The organism is Sphingomonas sp., from assembly GCF_030145815.1.
In the GTDB taxonomy this organism is placed as follows: Bacteria; Pseudomonadota; Alphaproteobacteria; order Sphingomonadales; family Sphingomonadaceae; genus Sphingomonas.
Genome location: NZ_JAIXHL010000017.1, coordinates 59,239 through 79,053 on the forward strand (window position 1 = coordinate 59,239; position 19,815 = coordinate 79,053).

Here is a 19,815-nt window from a genome sequence, read left to right on the forward strand (position 1 = left end):
GGGGCATGGCGGATCGGAACGGGGTTCCCCTTCGACCCGACCGCCGTGCATTTCTCGTAACCGCCGGAGCGGGGGCGGCGCTGCTGGCGTCCGCCACCGCTCATGGCCAGACTGCACCGCCGGCCACCGGAACGCCGGGGCCGGCGGGGCTTCCCGACCCGACCGAGACGATCGACCTGTGGCCCAAGGGTGCGCCGGGCCTGCCCGCCACACCCCCGGTCGAGACGGTCACCGAACGCAGCACCGACCGCGACCTCACCGACCGCGCAGTGCTCGGCATCACCCGTCCGCGCATGGTCGTGTTCCGCCCGCACCGCCCCAATGGCGCGGCGGTGCTGATCACCCCCGGCGGCGGCTATCGCCACATCGTCGTCGATAAAGAGGGGTATGAGCTGGGCCGCTGGCTGTCGGCGCGCGGCTTTACCGTCTTCGTCCTCTTCTACCGCCTACCCGGCGAAGGCTGGGCCGCCGGGCCGAACGTGCCGCTCGCCGATGCCCAGCGCGCAATGCGCCTGATCCGCCACCGCGCGCGCGACTATGGCATCGATCCGCAGCGCGTCGCCGCGATGGGCTTTTCCGCCGGGGGACATCTCTGCGCCGACCTGCTCACCCGCTTCGACGCGCGCGTCTACGACCCCGTCGACGCCGCCGACCGCCACAGCGCCCGGCCCGACGCGGCCGCGCCAATCTACCCCGTCGTCACCATGACCGCGCCGCACGCCCATGCCGGATCGCGCAACTTGCTGATCGGCGCGCATGCCGACGCGACGCTGGAGGCAGCGCATTCGCCCGAGCGCAACGTCCCCGCCAACGCTCCGCCGGTGTTCCTGCTCCATGCCGAGGACGACAACGTCGTGCCAGTGGAGAACGCGCTGCTGCTCCGCGCCGCACTGCGCGCGAAGGGCATTCCGGTGGAAACCCATCTCTTCGCCCATGGCGGCCATGGCGGCCATGGCTTTGGCCTGCGCAAAACCCTGGGCAAGCCAGTTGCAGCATGGCCGGACTTGTTCCTGGCCTGGGCAACCGGCATCCTAGTCTGAACAATAGGGAAAGTACGATGCGTATGAACCGCCGCGACCTGATCGGTGCTGCTACGATGGGTAGCGCTATCACGCTGACCCCGGCGGCTACAGCGGGAAAGCAACGCCAGCCCCCAGCCCCCGACTGGAAGCGCGGCTTCGACAATCAGCGCATCCCCGACCTTGGCGATGGCCGATTCCTCAACCCGCTGATGGCGGGCGACCATCCCGATCCGACGATCCTCAAGGATGGGAAGGACTATTACATGACCTTCTCGACCTTCGACTCCTATCCGGGGCTGGTCATCTGGCACTCGCGCGACCTGATCAACTGGCAGCCGGTCGGCGCGGCGCTGACCAAGAATATCGGGTCGGTATGGGCGCCGGAGCTGTGCAAGCACAACGGCCGCTATTTCCTCTACATCCCGACCAAGGGCCCGAACACCAGCTGGGTGATCTGGGCCGACAAGATCGAGGGGCCGTGGAGCGAGCCGATCGACCTCAAGCTGCCCAACCATATCGACCCGGGCCATGCGGTGGGCGAGGATGGCTCGCGCTGGCTGTTCCTGTCGGGCGGCGACCGCGTGCGCCTGTCCGACGACGGCCTCAGCCGCATCGGCGAGCCCGAGCATGTCTATGACCCCTGGCGCTATCCCAAGGACTGGATCGTCGAGGGCTTTGCGCCCGAGGGGCCGAAGATCACCCGTCATAATGGCTGGTTCTACATGATCACCGCGGTCGGCGGGACAGCGGGGCCGCCGACGGGGCATATGGTGATCGCCGCACGCTCGAAATCGATCCATGGGCCGTGGGAGAATTGCCCGCACAACCCGCTGGTCCGCACCACATCCCTGCAGGAAAAATGGTGGTCGCGCGGCCATGCGACGTTGGTCGAGGGGCCGGGCGGCGACTGGTGGAGCGTCTATCACGGCTTCGAGAATGGCTATTGGACGCTCGGGCGACAGGCGCTGCTCGATCCGATCGAATGGACCGACGACGGCTGGTTCCGCATGAAGGGCGGCGACCTGTCACAGCCGATCGCCAAGCCCAAGGGCGGCACCAAGAGCGGCCCTCACGGCATGAAGCTGTCGGACGATTTTGTGACGCTGGATATCGGGGCGAAGTGGAATTTCTTCCGCCCCGCCCCCGATGAACGGTCGCGCGCACGGGTTGCGAACAACATTCTCCATCTTGACGCGCGCGGCACCGCGCCGTCCAGCTCATCGCCGCTGCTGCTGATCGCGGGCGACCCCGCCTATCGCTTCGAATGCGATATCGAGATCGCACCGGGCGGCACCGCCGGGCTGATCCTGTTCTACGACGACAAGCTCTATTGCGGCCTCGGCTTCGACGAGAAGCGCTTTGTCACGCACCAGTACGGCATCGAGCGCGGCCGCCCCGCCAATCCACATGGGCGCAAGATGCGCATGCGCGTGACCAACGACCGCCACATCGTCACCTATGACACCAGCACCGATGGCGGACAGACTTGGCACCGGTTCGACCGCGGCATGGAGGTGTCGGGATACCACCATAATGTCCGCGGCGGCTTCCTGATGCTCCGCCCCGGCCTCTATTCGGCCGGTGCAGGCACCGCGAAGTTCGCCAATTTCCGGTTCGAGGCGCTAGGTTGACGCTGTGTCGGCTTCGCTGACGCGGTGCCGCAGGAACTGAGAACGCCGCTATTCGTCCACGATTGGTCCGCTCGGCTTGATCTCCGCCTCGATCGCCATCCGCACGACCTCGGCCAGCGTGCGCACGCCGAGCTTGACCATCAGGTTCGCGCGATAGCTCTCGACCGTGCGGAACGACAGGTCGAGCCGCCGCGCGGTCATCTTGGCGGACTGGCCCATCATCATGCCGTAAACGACCTCAAGCTCGCGCGGAGTCAGCGGCGCGAACCGCTCGCGCGCGGCGGCCAGCTTTTCACGGCTCGCGGCAACGGTCATCCGGCGCACCTGCGCGATCGCGATACACTCCTTCAGCGTGTCGAGCTGAACCGGCTTTTCGACGAAATCGACCACCCCCGTGCGCAGCGCGGCAACCGCCGTCGCGATGCTGCCGGTGCCGGTCAGCATGACCACGACATGGCGGCTGTTGCGATCGACCAGCGCGGTGTGGACCTGCATCCCGTTCATCCCCGGCATGGTCAGATCGAGCACGACGCAGCCCGGCGGCAGATCGGCCTGCGCCGCCAGGAACGCCTCGCCGCTGGCAAAGCCCTGTACCGCATAGCCGGCTTCCGCCAGCGCGTCGGCGAGTTCGTCACGCAGGGCGGTATCGTCATCGACCAGATAGACGGGGTCGACGGGGCTGGCTGCGGGGTCGGTCATGTGAGCCTCCACGGATGGGACAGCGGAAAGGTGAGCGTCAGCGTCGCCCCTACCGCATCGTCATTATTGGCAAGAGTGATGGTGCCGCCGATCTCGTCGACGATCTGACGACAGATGAACAGGCCAAGGCCCGTGCCCTTGCCCGACGGCTTCGACGTGCTGAACGCGTCGAACGGCGAGTCAGCCAGATCATCGACCAGCCCGGTCCCATCGTCGCGGATCGCGACTGCGACATGGTGCGCGGTTTTGGTGATGTCGATCCGGATCGCGCCGGCGGTCAGTTGTTCGGCGCGCGCCTGTTCGATCGCGTCGGCGGCATTTTGCAGCGCATTGACGATGATCTGCTCGATCCCGATGCGCGGCAGCATCATCGGTTCGATCTGCGGCCCAGGGACAATAGTCAGGTCGATCCCGCGATTCTGCAGCACTGGACGCATGAAGCGCGCGGCATCGTGAATCGCCTGCACCAGATCGGTCGGCTCGCGATCGCCGCGCTCTTCGCGGGCATAGGCCGATGTCCGCTCGATGATCGCAGAGGCGCGCGCAACCTGCTCCAAAATGCGGGTGAACTTCTCGCCCGCCCGGTCACAGGCGGGCGGGTCGCGCTGCAGCATGGTCGCGCCATTCTCTGCCGCGAGCGAAATGGTGAACAGCGGCTGGCGCAGTTCGTGGCTCAGCGCCGATGCCATGCCGCCCAGCTCGATCAGCCGGGCATTGTGCAGCATCTTGGTCTGCATCGCCTGTGCCGCGCGCAACCGCACCAGACAGCCGAACCGCCACTCGCTCGTCTCCGCATCATAGTCGTGCGCAAGCAGCAGGAACCAATGCTGGCTGTCCGATCCAGCAAGGCGCAGTTCGGCCATGATGTCGTTGGTCCCGCGCAGCGAGATCAGGGTGCTGCGGTCCGCCGGATTGAACGGCACGACGCGCTGACACGCTCCCGCGCCCGGAGTCAGCTCCAGAAAGCGCAGCGCATCATCCTCGATCCGCAGGCCACTCAACAGCCGCAGGTCGATCGCGGTGCGCAGCTCGTCGACCGTCCGCGCGAGCCGCTCGCGCTCTTCGTCGGCGTCGAGATAATCGTCCGTCGCCTGGCGCAGCATGTTCAGCACTGCGTTCGACTCGATGAACGGTGCTTCGTCGCGCGGAAAGCGCTGGCGCGCCGCGAAGCTGTGCACCGCCGAGTCCCACAGGCGCATCGACCGCCCCAGCGCGCGCCGAAACCCGAACAGCGCCAGCTCGACCAGCACAAGGTAGGCCATCAGCGGCGACAGGCCGGTGAAGATCTCGCCAAAGCTTTCCAGCACGAGCGGGCGCGGCGACACCAATACGGTCCTTTCGCCATCGCGCCCGGCAACGACGCAGACCCGTAACCAATAGGTAAAGGTGTTGCGATCGTCCGGCCCGCCCTGATCCCCGCGATCGGTGCGGGTGCAGCCCAGCTGCTTTGCCCCCGCAGCGATATCGCGCGTCGGAACGACGATCAGCGGCAGCTCGACCGCCGACCCGGCAACGCGGATGTGCGGCGGCAACGGCGCGGCGGGAGCGCTGGCCCGCGTGTCGGCCACCACGGTCTGGATCTGATCCTCGACGATCGTCAGCCGGTCGCGCACATTGGTCAGATTGCCGATCAGGAACAAGGTCGCAGCCCCGGACACGGCAAGCGATACGACGGCATTCAGCGACAGCTGCAGCGACAAGGTCCGCGCCCGCTCCAGCCCCAGCCCCGCCGCGCGGCGCACGATCAGCAGCGTGACGATGTCGGCAATCCCGGCAAGCGTTACCTCGCACAGGATCTTGCGGAGCAGCAGCAATGCCGTCACTTCCATCGGGCTGTTGTAGCTGAACCGGAACAGCAGCACCGCCACCAGCGTGCCGAAGCTCAGCTGATAGAACAGGGTCACGGTCGAAAAACTGATCTGGCGAGGACGCGACCACGCGACGGCCAGCACATGGCCGACCGCCAGCAGGATCGAATAGCCGTGCCCCCACCACAGGATCGACGGCGCCATCGTCAGCACGGCGGTGACCAGACCCCAGCGCAACCCGAACCAGCGATAGGCGACGAGGTAGAAGAGCGGCCCCAGATAGAATTCAAATCCCGGCGCGACAACGAACCGGCTGCTCGACAACCACACCGCGCCAGCCAGCGCGACCAGCCACAAAGCAATCGCTGCAATGCGTGCCGGCGGGATCAGGGCAATGGCGCGTGGCAGTGCGATCATCGCGCCTCCCCTGCAACGCGCTCCGTGCCGATGCCATCGATGATCAACGCCCTCACCATCGACTCCCCCTAGCGCAACGTCGTCATCCTATCGTTAATCGCGCCACACGCGATTCCCGTAAGAATACGGTCAAATTGAAATTGCATGGTCAGGTCCGTCCGATGCAAGAAGCGCGCGACTGGAGCTATCCCATGACCTTCGACATCAGCCGCCGCACCTTTGCCGCCGGGCTTGCCGCCAGTGCCTTTGCCGGGCTGGCCCGCGTGCCCGCCATCGCTTCCGCACCCACTGCGCCCGGCTATGGCCCGCTGCGCGCGGACCCGGCCGGGCTGCTCGATCTGCCGCAAGGGTTCAGCTACCGCGTCATCTCGCAGCTTGGCGATGCGATGGACGACGGCTTCGTCGTCGGCGACCGCGCCGATGGCATGGGCTGTTTCGCAATCGACCGCCGCCGCGTCGCGCTGGTCCGCAACCATGAGTTGCAGGTAAAGCACCAGAAGACCGGCCCGTTCCAGCGCGGCGATGCGACCCGCATTCCCACATACGACCGCGACAGCGACGGGCGACCGCTGCCCGGCGGCACCAGCACGCTGATCTACAACCTCGCCACCGGGCGGGTCGAGCGCCAGCATTTGAGCCTCGCCGGCACGATCCGCAACTGCGCGGGCGGCACCACCCCCTGGGGCAGCTGGCTGACGTGCGAGGAAGACATGACCCGCGCTGGCAAGAACGTGGGCAAGGATCATGGCTGGATCTTCGAAGTCCCGGCTCGCGCACGCGGGCTGGTCGATCCGGTCCCGCTCACCGCGATGGGCCGCTTCAACCATGAGGCCGCCGCCGTCGATCCGCGCACCGGCATCGTCTATTTGACCGAGGATCGCGAGGACGGACTGTTCTACCGCTTCCTCCCCGACCGCCCCGGCCAGCTGGCGCACGGCGGACGGTTGCAGGCGCTCGGCCTGCGCGACCGGCCCGAAGGCGGCGACACGTCGAACAAGGGCCGCCACGACATCAGCGTCGGCGCGTGGAAGGCGGCGCGCTGGATCGACCTCACCGGCACCGACGCCCCCGATGACGATCTGCGCCTGCGCGGGCACAAGGCGGGCGCGGCGCGCTTTGCCCGTGGTGAGGGCATCCATTGGGGCAATGGCGAGTGTTACTTCACCTGCACCTCGGGCGGGGCCAAGGCGCTGGGCCAGGTCATGCGCTATCGCCCCTCCCCGCGCGAAGGACAGCCGGGCGAAACCGACGCGCCGGGCATGGTGCAGTTGTTCGTCGAATCGACCGATCCGCAGATGTTCAACTATGGTGACAATCTCACCGTCGGTCCGAACGGCCATCTGATCGTGTGCGAGGACCAATATACCGACGTTTCCGACAACTATCTGCGCGGGGTGACCCCGGACGGCGCGCTCTACCCCGTCGCGCGCTGCCGCGTGCAGACCGAACTTGCGGGTGCGTGCTTCTCACCGGATGGTTCGACCCTGTTCGTCAACATCTACAGCCCGACCAAAACGCTGGCGATCACCGGACCGTGGGCCAGCGCGGTCGCGTAAGCGCTCTTGCCGCTTGGCTTGAAGGCACTAGGCTGGGGCGATGATCGCACTCGCCCTCGCCCCGCTGCTCCTCGCCGCCGCCCAGACGGCCGCCCCCGAACCCGACGCCGCCACCCGCGCGCGGGTCGAGCGCGTCCTGACACAGGCCCCGGTGATCGACGGGCATAACGACCTCGCCTGGGAGTTGCGCACCTCCTATGACAGCGCGGTCGAGGCAGTCGATCTGACCCGCGACACATCGAAGCTGGCCAAACCGCTGCAGACCGACATCCCGCGCCTGCGCAAGGGCAAGGTCGGCGGGCAATTCTGGTCGCTCTACATCCCAGCCAGCCAGACCGGGGCGCAGGCGGTGCAGACCACTCTCGACCAGATCGACATCGTCCAGCGCTTCGTGCGCGCGCATCCCGACACCTTCATGCTCGCGCAGACCGCCGCCGATGTCCGCGCGGCGCGGACGCAGGGCAAGATCGCGTCACTGATGGGGATCGAGGGCGGGCACCAGTTCGGCGGCCGGCTGTCGGTGCTGCGCCAGTTCCGCGAACTCGGCGTGCTCTACATGACGCTGACCCACAGCAAGAGCCTGACCTGGGCCGATTCATCGACCGATGCGGCGCGCGCGGGCGGGCTCACGCCCTTTGGCCGGCAGGTGGTCGAGGAGATGAACCGCATCGGCATGATCGTCGATGTCAGCCATGTGTCGGACGCGACGCTGGACGCAGTGCTCAACGTCACCCGCGCGCCGGTGATCGCATCGCACTCCTCCGCCCGCGCCGTCGCCGATCGCCCGCGCAACATCCCCGACCCGCTGCTGCGCCGGATCGCGGAGAATGGCGGCGTGGTGATGGTCAATTTCTACCCCGCCTTCCTCTCGACCGTGTGGAATGACTGGGACAATAAGCGCATCGCCTTTGCCAAACTGAACGGCCTGACCACCGATCCGATCAAATGGCGCGACGTCCCCGCTCTGGTCGCGTGGGAACGCGCCAATCCGCAGCCGCGCGTCGATGTCGGCACCGTCGCCGACCATGTCGATCATATCGCCAAGGTGGCGGGCCATGACCATGTCGGGATCGGCGCGGACTATGACGGCATCAGCGGCACCGGTCCCGAGGGGATGAAGGGCGTCGACAGCTACCCGCTGCTGTTCGCCGAACTCGCCCGCCGCGGCTGGAGCGACGCGAACCTCGCCAAGCTGTCCCAGAACAATGTGCTGCGCGTGATGGAAGCGGTCGAAGCCACCGCGCGCGCGATGGCCAAAACCCCGCCGACCGACGCCAACGACCCCGGCTGATCGGGCAGGACAGTCCTCAGATGGCTGGCGATCAGTTGCGCGCGTGCCGGTCGATGACCGCGAGCAGCGCGCGGCTCCATCCGGTCCAGCTTTCCGCAAGGCTGGCGGGATCGACGGCGCTCGCATCGTCGGTGCGCGCATGGTGGAGGCGGTGGGCACCGATCGTCGCAATCATGTTGCGATAGCCGCGCTCGATGAAATGCCGCGCCTCGCCTGCGCTGTTCTCGATCGTGGCGGGATAGGGCTGCTGATAGCCTGGCAGCGTGGCGAGCAGCGGACGGAGCGTGCCGAGCCAGGCTTCGGGCGCGAGCAGATAGCGCTGGGCATCGGCGCCGGGCAGCGGCGCGAGCACGCCATCAGCGATCTCATGCCAGTCGCGCGCGGCGAAGCCTGCGCCGAGATGCACCCATAGCCGCACCTGATCGGGGGGCGGAGCGAGCGCGCCGACATAAGCGTCGCCGCCGACATATTCGCGCTCATGCCCGACCAGCCCGGCAAAGTGCAGATCGGCAGCGGGGTAGCGGCGCGCGAGTAGCGGCGCGACTTGCAGAAAGGCGGCGATCCCCGAGCCGCGCTCGCCCGCACAGCCGAACCAGCCGGACAGCGGCGTCGTGACGATGATCGCCCGCCCCTTTCCCTGCCGCCGCGCGACGAGGTTGGCCGAGGATGCGATGATCGCCTGACCCTCCAGCACGATCCGTCCCGTATCGCCGCGCGCCGCCGCCGCGATGATCGGCCCGGCGTCGCGCGGCGCGATCACGAGGGTCGGGACTGCTGAGACCGGGTGTTCGAGCGGGGCGTTGAGCGCCAGTGCTTCTCCCGACGGTCCGCGCGTCACCAGCACCAGCCCGACGCATCCGGCGGCGAGCGCGGCTTTCACGGGGCGTGCGGTGCGCCCTTCGAGGATCGAGGAATGGCGCGCATGGGGAAGCCGGATGACCGCGATCTTGCCGCTGAGGCGAGCGGGGTCGACCGGCTCGTCGGCGAGCACCAGCGGCGCGGACAGGCCGTCGGACCCGGTCGGACATGCCGGACGCTGGACGATCCCCTCTAGCCGGACAGCGCCGGTTGCGATCACGGCGCGGGTGATGTCATGGTCGGCGTAACGCATCGGCTGGCGCTGGACGGCGAACCCCGCCGCGCTGAGCCGCGCCTCCACCCAGTCCAGCGTCGCAAGGTTGCCGGCCGTGCCGGTGCGGTGCGGGCCGAGCGCGGCATAGTGCCGCACATCGTCCATCAGCGACGGCCCCGCCGCCGCGCGCGCCATGCCGGCGGGCAAGCTGGTCGCCAGACCGAGTGCCAGCGTCGTGCGCCGGTCGATCAACGGCCCTGCGGTCACGGCGTGACCCGCTTGTCAGTGCGGAAATCGAGATCGGGACGCTCGCCGACCAGCATCGTGCGGGTCGGCGCCTCGGCACTATCCTGAGCGGAGAGGCGCGCGATCAGCGCTCCGCCCTGCGCCGCCATCGCGCTGCGCCACGCCGCACTGTCGTCATACCAGAACACTGCGACATGGCTGTAACCGCGCGGGATTGCGGCGGCGTGGAGTTGCACCCGCCGGGTCTGCGGCAGCGCGGTGAGCGGGGCGAGCGCGTCCTTCACCCAAGCATCCGCGTCGGCGGTCCCGACGGGCGGGCGGATGAACACCACCCAGCGCGCATAGGGCACCGCCTTGTCGGGGGTGGCGGCGTCCTTCACCGCAACCGCTGGCAGTTTGACCGTCACCGTGCGCGTCTTGATCCCTGCTGCAACAGCGGGATCGGGCGGGGTCGGGCGATGCGCGGCCATTGCCTCCCCCGTCACCCCGGCGCGGAATGCCGCGACGCTGGCAAAGCCGATTTCGGTCAGCCGTCCGTCGACCAGCTTCAGCCGCTCGGCCTCTTCGGGAGTGAAGCGATAGCTGCGGTGGCTGACATAACGGGTCTGGCGGTTCTGCGCGCGCGCCAGCGTCTCGGGCGCGTGATAGGTGATGTACCAGCGATCAACCGCAAGCAGATCGACCGGCGGCGTCACCTCGACCATCACGAAATGCTGGATCGGCACCTCCTGCGCGCGCACCGCGGGGGCGGCCAGCGCGGCGAGTGCCAACAGGGGGGCAAGGAGCTTCATGGCATCACTTTCATCGCCACCAGCCGCTGCGGCAGCTTCCGATAGCCGGTTGAAAACACAAGATATTGCTCGCCTCCCGCCATATAGGTCATCGGCGCGCCGAGCATGAAATTGGGCAAGGTCAGCGTCGCGAGCACCGCCCCGCTCGCCTTGTCGAGCGCGCGCAGCCGGGGTTCGGCGGTGAACCGATCCTGCGGCCCCTCGCCGACGAACAGCAGCGTTTTGGTCGCGAGGATCTGCGCCCGGCCGAACGAACCCGCATCGCCGGGGTGGAGCGCGCGGAACGCCGGCAGGCGGCTCATCCCCCGGCCGTTCGGCGTCATCCAGCGATGGTCGCCGCTCGCCATGTCGATACAGGTGGTGCGGCCATAAGGCGGCTTGAGCAGCGGCAGCCCGCGCGGCCCGCGCGCAATCACGCGCGCCCCGGCGACCTCGACCTCGGCCTGTTCGGTCGCGCGGATATTGCCCTTGTCATCCAGCGCGATGTGCAGGGGCACGTTGACCGAGGGGATGAACAGCCGCCCGCTTTCCGGGTCGAACGCCGCGCCATTCCAGTTCGCGCCGCCGACAAAGCTTGGCATGATGATCGTCGGCGTGCTGCCCGGCGGTGTGAAGATCGACCCATGGAGATAGCCTGCCAATGCGGCCTGCGCCTCCGCCTTCAGCTCCGGCGTGAAGTCGATCAGGTCGTCGGGCGTGATCCCCTGTCGGTCGAACGGCAGCGGCCAGGTCGGGTGCGGCTGGGTCGGGCTGGTGCGCTCACCGGGCAGGGTGGATTGCGGGACGGGCCGCTCCTCGATCGGCCAGATCGGCTCCCCCGTTTCGCGGTCGAACACAAACAGGAAGGCGTGTTTGGTGACCTGCATCACGATCTTGCGGCGGCGCCCGGCGATGGTGACATCGCCCAGGATCGGTGCAGCGGGCAGGTCATAATCCCACACGCCATGATGCACCGTCTGAAAATGCCAGCGGCGCTTGCCGGTCTTGAGGTCGATCGCAACCAGGCTGTCGCCGAACAGGCCGTCGCCCGGCCGGTCGCCGCCATAGAAATTGTTGGTCGGCGTCGACACCGGGGCATAGACGATGCCCAGCTCAAGATCGGCACTCATCGGCGCCCAGACATTGGTGTTGCCGGTGCGGCGGTGCGATCCGTCCTTCCAGCTGTCGACGCCAAATTCGCCGTCGAGCGGGATGGTGTGGAACACCCAGAGCAGCCGCCCGCTGCGCGCGTCGAATGCACGGATGTCGCCGCGCGGCATCAACCGTCCGTCGGCGCGGTCGTCGATATAGCTGCCGATGACGACGACATCGCCCGCGACCAGAGGCGGAGAGGTGATGCCATAAATTCCCGGCGTATCCGGCACCGGCCGCACCATCCCAACACTGCGCAGATCGACCACGCCCTTGTCGCCAAACTCCGCGATCGGCTTGCCGCTGTGCAGCGCCAGCGCCATCAGCCGCCCGTCGCCAGTGGCGAGGATCACGCGCGCCGCCTTGCCCCTGCCCCACACTGCGACGCCGCGATGGAGAAAGCCTTTCGTCGTGGTCGGCCCGCGCCTCCAGCTCTCCGGGTCGAAGCGCCACAGCGTTTGCCCGGTGACCGGATCGAGCGCCGCGACCTGCGACATCGCGGTGCTGGTGATCAGCAACCCTTCGGCAAACACCGGGGTAGACTGGAACTCGCCGGGTTTGAGATCGGGGTTGGCGGCGAGGATCTCCGCATCCGGTGATTCCCACGTCCAGGCGACGCCGAGCCGGGCGACATTGCTGGCGTCGATGGCGTCGAGCGCTGAATATTTTTGCGCGGCGAGGTTGCCGGCGTAGTGTCGCCACGGCTCACCCTGAGTAGCGCGCGACGCCCGCGCGACGCCGGGAAATGCCAGCAGCGACGATCCGGCCAGCGCGCCCCCGATCACGCGGCGTCGCGACAGCCCCGCCATCACAGTCGCTCGATCGCCGGGGGCGACCAGCGCCCCTGCCGGATCGGCGCGCGCGGGACATAGGCGCGCAGTGACACCCGCATCGGTCCGTCCGGCGTGGGCAGCCAATTGCCCTCGCTCTCCGCCACCGGGTCGCGCGACAGGATGATGTCGATCGCGCCATCGGGTCGGCGGATCAGCCCCGGCGTGCGCTCCGACACCGAATAACGCTGGATCGGATTGGCGGCGAAGAAATAGCGGCCATCGGGCTCGGCCGCATACATGGTGATCGACCAGAAGCCGTCGACCGGAATCCCCTCGGCCGGAATGCGGATGCGATAGCGCCGCGCCGGATCGAGCGGATCGCCGCGATGGTCGCGGACCGAGCTGAAATACATCGCCTCGTCCGGCGGCAGCGCGGCCAGTCCGCTGAGCGCCACGGCGGCGCGCAGCCGGTCGTTGACGCCGAACGCGCCAACCTCGGTCGTCGACGCGCCCCAGCCATTCACCTGCCGCACGCCAGCGGTAAAGGTCTCACGCAGCCGCGCGACCGAGCGCGGGGTTTCGGCGCGCCATGCCGCCTGCAATGCTGGCGACAGCGCGGCAAAGCTGCCCGCGCCGCCGGGCCGGATGCCCGATGCGGCAAAGCGCCGCCAGCGCCGCGCCTGTCCCACCCGGTCGCTCGACCGGCTCAGCATCTCCGTCGCAGCATCGAAGATTTGCGCCGCATCGGTGCCGTCGACTGCCCGCACCTTTGGCGCGCGCACCGGCCCGCGTCCGGGGGCGGGCAGAACCGCAAACTTGTCCTGCAGCACGCGCACCGCTGGCAGGTCGGCAGGGCCGGCCACGAGGATGCGGATCAGCATCCACACATCGTTGGTTTCCGACCGGATCAGCGTCGCGTCCGCCGGAGCCTTGCCAATCCAGTCCGGCCCGACCAGCCAGAAATCCCCGCCCCGCCCCTTTGTCGCTTGCGTCCCAATCGTCCGGTAATTGTCGGTGAACGCATTCATCAGCGTGACCGAGAAATAGCGGTCGATAATGTCCGGGACGCGCAACCGCACCGGGCCGCCCGACAGCTCGAAGAAGCACGAGCTGTAGATCGTGTCGTTGTTGGGCGCAGTCACCTGCCGCGCGGTGGCGTCGGCAAGGACGCGGCGGTGGTAGATGCGGTTCAGCCGCTGATCGAGCGGCAGCGTCGGATCGGCAAGCTGCCCGATCCGCTGCATTGCGCGGCTGAACTCGAACAGCGGATAGGCATAGTCAAACGCGCGGGTCAGGTCCGGCGCGGATGCAGATATGGCGGCCGCCGGAAACATCGCCAGCGTCGCGGCCCCTGCGAGGAGCGTGCGGCGCCCGACCGTGAGCGTGCTATTGATACCGGACATCGTCTTACTCCGTCGCTGGCTGGACCGTCTGGAATGCAAGGCGCAGGAAGGTGCCGTCGGACCAGCCCTCCCCCGCTGCGCGCGCGGCGCTCGCATCGGCCAGCGAGAGCTGCGCGAGCCGCACGACGGTGATGCCGAGCCGTTTCGAGACATAGAGCCGCTGATCGCCTGCACCCGCCGCCATCAGCAAATCGTCGGGCAGCGCCCCTGCGGCGGCAAAGTCGAGCCGCCCGACCGCGCGCGGCATGCGATCGGGTGCCAGCGCCTGAAGCTTCGCCGGAAGCCACCAGGTCAGGCCATAGCCGGGAAAGGCCGGGGATGGCTGGTGGAACGCCGCCAGCCGCTGCGGCGCGAGCGAGGGCTTGCCATCGATCACGCCGTCGCGCCGCACCCATTCGCCGAAGCGCGCCCAATTCTGCGCAGTCAACGCCAGGCCCTGCGGCAGCAGCGGGTTGCCGTCCGGAGTGCGGCGCCACTGCCCGACCTGGATCCCGGCGGGGGTGAGCAATCGCTGTATCAGCCACTCGGCGGGGTCGGCCTGCAAACCGCGTGCAACGAGCTTGCGCCGCAGCACCTCGCCGAAAATCTGGAACGGTGCCGGGCCATAGGCAAAGCGCGTGCCCGGCGTCGCGACCGGACGCAGCTCGACTGCCCGCGCATACTCAGGAGGCCGTCCGACCACGCTTTCGATGCCCGAGCTCAGACTGAGCAGATGGCGGATCGTGACCTTTTGCCGATCGGTCCCGTCGCGCCATTCGGCCAGTGTCGCCGACACCGGCTCATCGAGGTCGAGCAAGCCGTCCTGTGCGGCGAGCACCGCCATCGCCCCGGCAAAGCTCTTGGTGCCGGAATAGAGCGGATGCGCGTCGTCTGCGCTCGTCCCGGCCGCATAGACTTCGCACACGGGCCGCCCGTCCTTCAGGATCAGCATGGCGCGCCCGCGATGCGCGTCGGAATAGGCCGCGACCGCCGCACAGGCCGGACTCACCGACCGCGCCTGCGCCCCGGGCGCAACCGCCAGCGCGCCGGCGAGTAGGGCAAGGCGCAGCCTCACCAGCGATAGCCGAGTTGGACGCCCCAGTTGCGCGGCGGGTTCAACCGTCGCGCACCCGCGCCGCGGAACACATCATAGGTCACGTCGGTCAGGTTGGACACGAACACGCTCGCCTCCAGTCCACCAAAGCGCAGCGCGGCGCGCGCGTTCAGCAGGTCGATCTTGTCCATGTCGAACGGGGCCGGCGCGCCGGGGGCGACCAGATCATGCACGCCGCCGCGCTGGCCGTTGTAATTGACGTTGACCAGCATGCTCACATCCCCGGACAGCGGCGCGTTGAGCGTGGCATTCGCGGCAAAGGTCCAGCGCGGAATCTGCGGCAGCAGCTGCCCGTCGAACGGCCCGTCGGTCACCCGCCCCTTCTGATAGGAGCCGCTGGCGCCCAATTGTAGATTGCCCGACCCGATCGCGATGCGCGACGCGATCTCGGCCTCCGCACCCCAGGTCCGCGCCTTGCCGGCGTTGCTGGAGAAGGTGACGGGCGAACTGTTGCACACGGTGCTCCCGATGAAACAGCCATTGTTCAGCGCGACGATGATGTCGGTGCTATAGGTCTGATAGGCCGCGATGCCGAAGGTGGTGCCGCGCGCGATCCGGCCCTTGGCACCCAGCTCGATCGAGGTGCTGCGCTCGTCGTCATAGGCCGCGGGGATCGGGATCGGCTGGGTCGCCGGGCCGAGATCCTGGTTAAACCCGCCGGCGCGATAGGAGCTGCCGACCTTGCCATACAGCGTCATCGCCGGCTGAGGTCGCCACGACAGCGTCGCGTTATAGCTGAAATTGCTGGGCGCATTGGCGAAGTCGACGACAAAGCCGGTCCCGCCCGAGGGCAATCCGGTCGTCAGATCGAACCGGCGCGACGTCGCGCTCTTCTCGTCCCAGGTCTGGCGTACTTCGCCGATCACGTTGAGCGTCGAGGTCAGCGCATAGTCGAGCGAGCCATAGACCGCCCAGCTGTCGAACGTCGTCCGCAGCGGCTGGCGGTTGCCCGGCGAGGGATTGGGAACGGTCGGCGTGCGCCGCGTGCGCTGTTCCGAATTGCTGCGCAGATGGAAATATTCGATGCCGGCGAGCCAGTTGAGCGCACCGTCGCCAAGGTCGCCGGTCAGGTTGAGGTCCTGGGTGAAGAATTGCGCATCCTCCTCCCGCTCCTGCGCCTGACCGGGGTCGACCGTGGTGCTGGTGATCGTGCCATCGGCGCGCAGCTGCGCGAGCAGCACCGGGTTCAACCCGTCGAGATCGAGCGCATAGTCGGCCTTGCGCTTGCGATACTGGGTCACCGAACGCAGCTTGGCAAAGCCGAGCTCCTGATTGAGCTCGCCCATCCAGCTCGTCACCTCCTGCCGCGAAAAGGCGTCGGTCGACCAGGGATAGGTACGCTCGGGCTGGATATAGCCGCGCGGGAAACCGGTGCGCGGCGGATCGATATAGGCGCGGAACGCGATCGCCGGCACGAACCCGCGCCACGTCTCGCCACGCACCACCAGGTCGGTGCCGCCCTGCTTCCACCGAATCTGCCCACGCAGCCCGGTCGAGTCGTTGCGGTCGAGCACCTTGTCCAGAAAATCATTGCGAAAAAAGCCATCGGCCTGCGTCACGAAATCGACGCCAAAGCGGATCGCCACCGCATCCGACAGCTTCACATTGGTCACGCCCTGCAGCTGCAGCTGCTCATTCTCGATCGCGTAACGGGCGTTGACGAAGCCGCTATTCTCGAACTCCGGCTTGGCCGACACGATGTTGACCGCGCCGCCGACCGAGTTGCGGCCGTACAACGCGCCCTGTGTCCCGCGCAGGACTTCCACACGGTCGATGTCGAACAGGTCGATGCGCGAAAAGCTGCGTCCGGAAAAGCCGCCGCCGCCGATATAGGCGCCGTCGCGGAACAGGCCGACGCTGGGGTCGCCCGATGTGCCGCGCGTGGTCGGCGATCCGCGCAGTGACACTTCATTGGTCATCGCAGACCCCGTGTCGAGGATACGGACGCTGGGTTGGCCGCCGAGCAATTCGACCGGGTTGGTCGCGCCGCCGCGATCGGCAATCGCGCTGCCCGTCAGCACAGTCGCCGCGGTCGGCACATCGATCAGCCGCTCTTCACGCTTGCGCGCCGTGACGACGACATCGGCGTCATCCTTGGCGGCCTCAGTCGCATCCGTCGCGGTGGTGGGTGCGGTCTGCGCAAGCGCCGCCGTCGGTGCGGTCAGTGCCGTGCAAAGCAGCAAGGTTGCATATCGAGCCATCGCCTATCCCTCTCCCTGTTCAGCGGTGGCGGCCCGGCCTTTGCGACCTTTACACGCCACTTACCGACCGGTAGGTAACTCGCCAGATCGCGCTTGTCCAGAGGTCAGCTGTGCAGCGCCGGGGATAGGAAATCGGCGTGCGACCCGTTACCAACCGAGCGATGAACGACGCGATGTGGCAGGAACATACGACCGGCACGCCCGCCATTATCGGACGCCGCGAACAGATTTACGTCCATGCGGCGCAGCTGTTCTGCACGCGCGGCTTTGCGGCGACCTCAATGGCCAATATTGCCGACGCGGTGGGGATCACCAAGGCAGGCCTGTACCATTTCGTGGCGAGCAAGGAGGAACTGCTGTTCACGCTGATGTCGTTCAGCATGGAGCGGCTTGAGGAAGATGTGGTCGCGCCGGCGCGGATGATCGCCGATCCGGTCGAGCGCCTGACCGCAATCGTCCGCGGCCATTTGCAAAGCGTGATGCAGGTGACGACTCCAGTCGGCAACCCGCTGACGATCGTGCTGGAGGAAACCAGTGCGCTCAGCCCCGACAAGGCTGCGCAGATCAAGGCGCGCAAGGCCGCCTATTCAGTCTTTGTCCGCGACACGCTGGACGAGATCAAGGCCGCCGGCCAATTGGCCGATGTCGATACGCGCATGGCGACATCGGCGATCATGGGGATCATCCTGTGGCTGGCACGCTGGCACCGCCCCGACGGGCCGATGGCGGTGGCCGATATTGTCGACAATCTTTCAGGCGTTGCCTTGCGCGGCGTGTTGAAGACCGACCCGCGCTGAAGCCGCGCTCAACCGCGCGGCCCGAGCAACGAGGCAGCCGGGTCGAACGCACCTGCGGCCGTGCGCAGCAGATAACGGGTCGCGCGACCCAGATAGCCGGGATTCTTGTCCCACCGGCCAATGGCGTCGAGCGGGCGGCATGCCGGATCGACATAGGTGATCGCGTTCAGCGCCTGCAGCGCGACCGGCTCGGACCCAGAGGCCAGCGCTTCGCGGAATGTCGCCAGCGCAAGCGCGGTTTCGCCGACATGGCTTAGCGCCTCGGCCAGCACAATGCGCACATGCGGCGATGTCTCGCGCTTCAGCGCATCGACCAGTGCCGCGCGCGCGGATACAGCGTGCGCCTTCCGGATCACCAGCCCGGTTGCCGCCCAATAGCGGAGGACTTCATTGGTCGCAGCAAGCCCGGCGATCAACGCTGACACGTGCGCGGGGTCACCAGCCGCAGCCTTCGCCGCCAGTTCCATGATGTCCGCGAGCGGATAGGCACCCGGCACGCGGCTCGCTTCATAGCCTTCGAGCGGCGCGCCCTCGGGAATAAAGCCGTTATCGTTGATCGCCAGCATGTGGCGGTCCAGCGCGCGCGCAAAGTCACGCACCCGCGCCCGCTGCCCCGGGGCATTCGCCAGATTGTGCAGCTGGTCGGGATCGGCGTTGAGGTCGTACAGCTCCTCGAAGGGCCGGGGTTCAAAGAACCGTGCCTGTGCCGCGTCGAGTTCGCCCGCCTGACGCCGCCGATACACGTCCTGATAGCTGCGCAGCATCAACGGGAAGGCGACGGGTTGCCCCATCGGACGATGCGGCATGTAATTGCGGATGTAGCGATACTGGCCATCCGACACCGTGCGGACGAAATCATAACGCTCGTCCATCCGGTTGCGCATGCCGAAGGCGAGCGGCTTGGGCCGCGCGACCCGGCGACCCAGGAACGGCGTGCCGGGCAGTTCCTTTGGTTGCTCCACCCCCGCGATCGACAACAGGGTCGGCACGAAATCGATGAAGCTGACCGGCGCCGCAATCTCGCTGCCCATCGCGAGCGGAGCGTAATCGGCCCATTTCGGGGGCACATGCACGACGAGTGCACAGCGCATCCCCTCTTCGCGGCAATGGCGCTTCGACCAGGGCAGGCAGCCGCCATTGTCGGAATAATAGAAGACGATGGTATCGTCGGCGAGGCCCTCACGCGCCAGCTCGGCGAGCTTTTCGCCGACCTGCGCGTCCATCTTCTCCATCAGATTGTAATAGCTGGCGATATCCCGCCGGACGCCGTCGCTGTCGGGCAAGGTCGGCGGGACCTGTACATCCTGCGGCTTCACCCGCCCTTCGGTCACGCCGAACAGCCGCGATTCATGCGTCGTTTCGAAGTTGAACACCGCCATGAACGGCGTGTTCGCGGGCCGGTTGCGATAATGCGCGGTCGCGCTGGACTCGTCCCAAATCGCCTTGGGATCGACCGTCGCGTTGTAATCGGTCTTCTCGTTGTTGGTGCAATAATAGCCCGCCGCACGCAGATGCTGCGGATAGGTCTTGAGGAAGGCAGGCAGCGTGGAGTCCGCGCGCATATGGTGGGCTGGGCCGTTCGACTCCGGGTGGATGCCGGTCAGCAGGCAAAAGCGCGACGGCGCACACACCGGAGCATTGGCATAGACCTTCCGATAGAGCAGCCCGCCACGCGCCATCGCGTCGATATGCGGCGTATGCGCCAGCCGGTCGCCATAGGCACCGATGAACGGACCATTGTCTTCGCTCACCAGCCAAAGGATGTTCGGGCGGCCGCGCGGATCGGATCGACTGCCCGCGCCGGTGGTGGCGCACCCACCGGCGAGACCGGCCCCGGCCATCCCGGTGAGCAGCGTGCGGCGATCGATCGACATCATCCTCTCC

General features: G+C 67.5%; 14 protein-coding genes. 5 read left to right on the forward strand and 9 right to left on the reverse strand.

What is annotated here, in order from left to right; all coding sequences use genetic code 11:
* Positions 1–5 precede the first annotated feature (5 nt).
* Together KYX69_RS15420 and KYX69_RS15425 are read left to right on the forward strand one after the other, a co-directional pair.
* Entirely contained in the window at positions 6–1,040 is a 1,035-nt protein-coding gene (locus KYX69_RS15420) for an alpha/beta hydrolase (RefSeq protein ID WP_300498748.1), read from the forward strand.
* 17 nt (positions 1,041–1,057) lie between these two features.
* Complete coding sequence (locus KYX69_RS15425) at positions 1,058–2,653, forward strand: family 43 glycosylhydrolase (protein WP_300498749.1); 1,596 nt, start codon at positions 1,058–1,060, stop codon at positions 2,651–2,653.
* 48 nt (positions 2,654–2,701) lie between these two features.
* On the opposite strand, the gene KYX69_RS15430 is transcribed toward KYX69_RS15425, so the two are convergent.
* Positions 2,702–3,352 (reverse strand): response regulator, encoded by a 651-nt coding sequence (locus KYX69_RS15430; RefSeq protein ID WP_300498750.1) that lies wholly within the window; start codon positions 3,350–3,352, stop codon positions 2,702–2,704.
* Complete coding sequence (locus KYX69_RS15435) at positions 3,349–5,577, reverse strand: ATP-binding protein (protein ID WP_300498751.1); 2,229 nt, start codon at positions 5,575–5,577, stop codon at positions 3,349–3,351. Before KYX69_RS15435 ends, KYX69_RS15430 begins: the two co-directional genes overlap by 4 nt.
* Before the next feature lie 191 nt (positions 5,578–5,768).
* Between KYX69_RS15435 and KYX69_RS15440 the strand changes: the two genes are divergently transcribed.
* Both KYX69_RS15440 and KYX69_RS15445 read left to right on the forward strand, forming a co-directional pair.
* The gene (locus tag KYX69_RS15440) at positions 5,769–7,133 is read left to right on the forward strand and encodes an alkaline phosphatase PhoX (protein WP_300498752.1); all 1,365 of its coding nucleotides are present in this window, start codon (positions 5,769–5,771) and stop codon (positions 7,131–7,133) included.
* 40 nt (positions 7,134–7,173) lie between these two features.
* Positions 7,174–8,424 (forward strand): dipeptidase, encoded by a 1,251-nt coding sequence (locus KYX69_RS15445; RefSeq protein WP_300498753.1) that lies wholly within the window; start codon positions 7,174–7,176, stop codon positions 8,422–8,424.
* A 31-nt stretch (positions 8,425–8,455) separates the two neighbouring features.
* Here the strand turns inward: KYX69_RS15445 and KYX69_RS15450 are convergent, their stop codons facing one another.
* Genes KYX69_RS15450 through KYX69_RS15475 form a run of 6 tightly spaced genes read right to left on the reverse strand, consistent with a single transcriptional unit; the run spans position 8,456 to position 17,134 of the window.
* Complete coding sequence (locus tag KYX69_RS15450; protein WP_300498754.1) at positions 8,456–9,763, reverse strand: hypothetical protein; 1,308 nt, start codon at positions 9,761–9,763, stop codon at positions 8,456–8,458.
* On the reverse strand, positions 9,760–10,533 hold the full coding sequence (locus KYX69_RS15455; RefSeq protein WP_300498755.1) for a hypothetical protein: 774 nt from the start codon (positions 10,531–10,533) through the stop codon (positions 9,760–9,762). Before KYX69_RS15455 ends, KYX69_RS15450 begins: the two co-directional genes overlap by 4 nt.
* Positions 10,530–12,581, reverse strand: coding sequence for a pyrroloquinoline quinone-dependent dehydrogenase (locus tag KYX69_RS15460; RefSeq protein WP_300498757.1), 2,052 nt, complete (start codon positions 12,579–12,581; stop codon positions 10,530–10,532). Before KYX69_RS15460 ends, KYX69_RS15455 begins: the two co-directional genes overlap by 4 nt.
* Positions 12,473–13,840: a DUF1254 domain-containing protein gene (locus KYX69_RS15465; RefSeq protein WP_300498759.1), complete on the reverse strand. Its 1,368-nt coding sequence runs from the start codon at positions 13,838–13,840 to the stop codon at positions 12,473–12,475. Before KYX69_RS15465 ends, KYX69_RS15460 begins: the two co-directional genes overlap by 109 nt.
* Positions 13,841–13,844: 4 nt before the next feature.
* Positions 13,845–14,894, reverse strand: a complete 1,050-nt coding sequence (locus KYX69_RS15470) for a serine hydrolase (protein ID WP_300498761.1) — start codon at positions 14,892–14,894, stop codon at positions 13,845–13,847.
* Entirely contained in the window at positions 14,891–17,134 is a 2,244-nt protein-coding gene (locus KYX69_RS15475; protein WP_300498763.1) for a TonB-dependent receptor, read from the reverse strand. The genes KYX69_RS15470 and KYX69_RS15475 overlap by 4 nt, the downstream gene beginning before the upstream one ends.
* 161 nt (positions 17,135–17,295) lie before the next feature.
* Between KYX69_RS15475 and KYX69_RS15480 the strand changes: the two genes are divergently transcribed.
* Positions 17,296–17,931, forward strand: coding sequence for a TetR/AcrR family transcriptional regulator (locus tag KYX69_RS15480; protein ID WP_300498765.1), 636 nt, complete (start codon positions 17,296–17,298; stop codon positions 17,929–17,931).
* 8 nt (positions 17,932–17,939) lie between these two features.
* Here KYX69_RS15480 and KYX69_RS15485 read toward each other — a convergent pair whose 3' ends face one another.
* A complete protein-coding gene (locus KYX69_RS15485; RefSeq protein ID WP_300498767.1) occupies positions 17,940–19,805 on the reverse strand; it encodes a sulfatase-like hydrolase/transferase in 1,866 nt (621 codons plus the stop codon).
* Positions 19,806–19,815: the final 10 nt, after the last annotated feature.

Coding starts and splice junctions, on each gene's coding strand:
- KYX69_RS15420 (WP_300498748.1), top strand. CDS start 6: ATGGCGGATCGGAACGGGGTTCCCCTTCGACCCGACCGCCGTGCATTT.
- KYX69_RS15425 (WP_300498749.1), top strand. CDS start 1,058: ATGCGTATGAACCGCCGCGACCTGATCGGTGCTGCTACGATGGGTAGC.
- KYX69_RS15430 (WP_300498750.1), bottom strand. CDS start 3,352: ATGACCGACCCCGCAGCCAGCCCCGTCGACCCCGTCTATCTGGTCGAT.
- KYX69_RS15435 (WP_300498751.1), bottom strand. CDS start 5,577: ATGATCGCACTGCCACGCGCCATTGCCCTGATCCCGCCGGCACGCATT.
- KYX69_RS15440 (WP_300498752.1), top strand. CDS start 5,769: ATGACCTTCGACATCAGCCGCCGCACCTTTGCCGCCGGGCTTGCCGCC.
- KYX69_RS15445 (WP_300498753.1), top strand. CDS start 7,174: ATGATCGCACTCGCCCTCGCCCCGCTGCTCCTCGCCGCCGCCCAGACG.
- KYX69_RS15455 (WP_300498755.1), bottom strand. CDS start 10,533: ATGAAGCTCCTTGCCCCCCTGTTGGCACTCGCCGCGCTGGCCGCCCCC.
- KYX69_RS15465 (WP_300498759.1), bottom strand. CDS start 13,840: ATGTCCGGTATCAATAGCACGCTCACGGTCGGGCGCCGCACGCTCCTC.
- KYX69_RS15475 (WP_300498763.1), bottom strand. CDS start 17,134: ATGGCTCGATATGCAACCTTGCTGCTTTGCACGGCACTGACCGCACCG.
- KYX69_RS15480 (WP_300498765.1), top strand. CDS start 17,296: ATGAACGACGCGATGTGGCAGGAACATACGACCGGCACGCCCGCCATT.
- KYX69_RS15485 (WP_300498767.1), bottom strand. CDS start 19,805: ATGTCGATCGATCGCCGCACGCTGCTCACCGGGATGGCCGGGGCCGGT.